This window comes from Bdellovibrionales bacterium, assembly GCA_019750295.1.
Lineage (GTDB): Bacteria > Bdellovibrionota > Bdellovibrionia > Bdellovibrionales > JAGQZY01 > JAIEOS01.
The window spans coordinates 1-2,873 of record JAIEOS010000123.1 but is presented as its reverse complement, the minus strand read 5'-3'; the positions used below and the strand labels follow the sequence as shown (position 1 = coordinate 2,873).

At 47.0% G+C, this 2,873-nt stretch carries 3 protein-coding genes; all 3 read right to left on the bottom strand.

The window, feature by feature from the left end; all coding sequences use genetic code 11:
• Positions 1-280 (bottom strand): signal peptidase I (lepB, locus tag K2Q26_14950; protein ID MBY0316816.1); only part of this gene is annotated, 280 nt, incomplete at its 3' end.
• 3 nt (positions 281-283) lie between these two features.
• The gene (gene lepB, locus K2Q26_14945) at positions 284-1,021 is read right to left on the bottom strand and encodes a signal peptidase I (protein ID MBY0316815.1); all 738 of its coding nucleotides are present in this window, start codon (positions 1,019-1,021) and stop codon (positions 284-286) included.
• Complete coding sequence (gene lepA / locus K2Q26_14940; GenBank protein MBY0316814.1) at positions 1,022-2,821, bottom strand: translation elongation factor 4; 1,800 nt, start codon at positions 2,819-2,821, stop codon at positions 1,022-1,024.
• Positions 2,822-2,873 lie beyond the last annotated feature (52 nt).

Sequence of the window (2,873 nt, the reverse complement as noted above, 5' to 3'; positions counted from 1 at the left end):
TGTAATAATCACTATCATCCTTGGAGCGAAAGACCACCACGTCTCCTCTCGCCGGCGTCAACGGTCCGATCAGCCACAATTTCCCAAAAGGGAGACGAAGACCGTAGGAATACTTCGAAACGAGAATGTAATCTTTAATTAAAAGCGACGGGATCATGCTCCCCGACGGAACGAGGAAAGGCTCCGCAATCACCCAACGAAATGTTCCCATCAAGAGAATCACCACTAAAAAGTGGCTGACAACCTGTAACCACGTTCCTTTAAGACCACGTTGATTCAAAAGCTACTCCACCCAGTGAAATAGGCGACCCCAACGAATCTCGAGAGGATTACACAGGAACTTCACGACCGGAAGAGACTCGTCACACGAGAGCCAAACAAACATCGCACGACCCAAAATGTTTTCCTCGGGGACAAAACCCCAAGCTCGGGAATCGCGAGAACGATTGCGGTTGTCACCCATAACGAACAAAGCGTTCTGAGGAACTTCGACGGGGCCAAACGGAGCTTCTTCTTGATAACCTCGGCGCAGGAGCACATCGTGTTCGACATCACCTAAAACTTCGCGATAGTGCTCGTAGTCCGCCTTGGTATCCATGGGAGCACCCTCTTGAAAATCTTTGTCTCGCAACCAAGCGGCATTCCCTTCGCTGGACGCCGGAGTCATTCTCACTTCTTCGTTGTTCACAAAAATCCGACCATCTTTAAATGCGACTTTGTCACCGGGAAGTCCCACGACACGTTTAATAAAAAATGTATCTTTGTCCTCTGGATATTTAAAAACAATCACTTCTCCACGCTTCGGCATGCGTAACTTCATCAACCAGTTTTCGCTAAACGGCACGCGCAAACCATAAACGAATTTATTCACGAAAATATGATCTTTAATGAGAAGACTGGGAAGCATACTCCCCGAGGGAATGACATAAGCTTCCATAAAGGCCCAACGAATCGTCAACGCCAGAAGAATGGCTAAACCATACGACCCTGCACCTTCTGTCCAAAACTTTCTTGAAAACACTTAGTCCTCCACCTTTAAGATCGCTAAGAAGGCCTCTTGAGGAATATCAACGGATCCCACCTGCTTCATGCGCTTCTTACCTTCTTTTTGTTTCTCTAATAACTTCCTCTTACGAGAAATATCACCACCATAACACTTGGCAGTCACATCTTTTCTTAACGCACCCAACGTCTCGCGAGCAACCACCTTGGACCCGATCGATGCCTGGATGGCCACTTGATATTGCTGTCTGGGAATTAACTCTTTGAGTTTTTCGCAAAGCTTGCGACCTTTGTTCTGCGCCTGACTCGAGTGAGTGATGATCGAAAGCGCATCCAAGGGCTCTTCGTTGATCAAGATATCCATCTTTACGAGACTGGCTTCTTGATAACCAATCACTTCGTACTCCATCGAGGCGTAGCCTTTGGTGATGGACTTGAGCTTGTCATAAAAATCCATGACCATCTCGTTCATCGGCAATTTGTAATTGATCACCACTTTTTTATCGTTCAAATAATCGAGACTGATCTGCACACCCCGCTTGGCTTCGCAGAGTTTGATCAACGAACCAATAAATTCCGAAGGCGTGTGCAATTGAAGTTTGACCACCGGCTCTTCCAGCCTTTCGATCCGTGAGGGATCGGGCATGTCGTTCGGGTTTTCGATTTCGAAAGATTCGCCGGAACTTAAGAAAATTTTGTAAACAACCGTTGGTGCCGTCGTGATCAAGTTGAGATTGAACTCTCGCTCTAAACGCTCTTGGACGATTTCCATATGAAGTAGACCTAAAAATCCGCAACGAAAACCAAAACCGAGAGCCGCGGAGGACTCTTTCATGTACGTCAAACTGGAGTCATTGAGAGTGAGTTTTTCGAGAGCGACTTGAAGATCCTTAAAATCGGCAGAGTCCACAGGATAAATACCGGCAAAGACCATAGGTTTTGTTTTCTTAAAACCGGCGAGAGCTTTTTCGGCCCCACGCTTCGCATGAGTGATCGTATCACCGACGTTCACATCGCGAATGCTCTTGATGTTACAAACAAAAAATCCCACCTCTCCCACAGAGAGCTGATTCACTTCGACTGGAGCGGGTGTAAAGTATCCGAGTTTTAGAACATCGTATTCAATATCATTCGCCATAAAACGAATGCGCTCGCCTTTTTTTACGGTGCCATCCATAATTCGGCACAAGACCACGACACCTTGATAAATATCAAACCAGGAATCAAACACCAGAGCCGTCAAGGGAGCATTCACGTCGCCCTTTGGAGCCGGGACTTTTTTAACAACAGATTCGAGAATATCTTTGATTCCCAACTGCATTTTGGCACTGGCATGAATAATTTCGGAACAATCGATTCCAATACCATCTTCGATTTGGGTCTTTACGCCCTCGGGATCGGCCGAAGGAAGATCGATCTTATTTAAGACGGGAATGATTTCGAGATTATTCTCCATGGCGAGATAAACGTTCGCCAAAGTTTGCGCCTCTACACCTTGAGCGGCGTCCACCACGAGAAGCGCACCTTCGCAAGCGGCGAGGGAGCGAGACACTTCGTAGCTAAAATCCACGTGCCCCGGAGTATCGATGAGGTTGATGTTATATAATTTCCCATCGTCGGCCTTGTACTTGAGTCGAACGGTTTGCGCTTTGATGGTAATTCCGCGCTCGCGCTCGATGTCCATGCTGTCGAGCACTTGCTCTTTCATTTCGCGATCGGTGAGTCCACCGGTCATGCGGATGATCCCATCGGCAAGGGTGGACTTACCGTGGTCAATGTGAGCGATGATAGAAAAATTGCGTATGTTCTCTGAATTCATAGTGAAAGATCTGACCCTTAAATTTAGGGTCATTATGTACAAGCAATGCCTC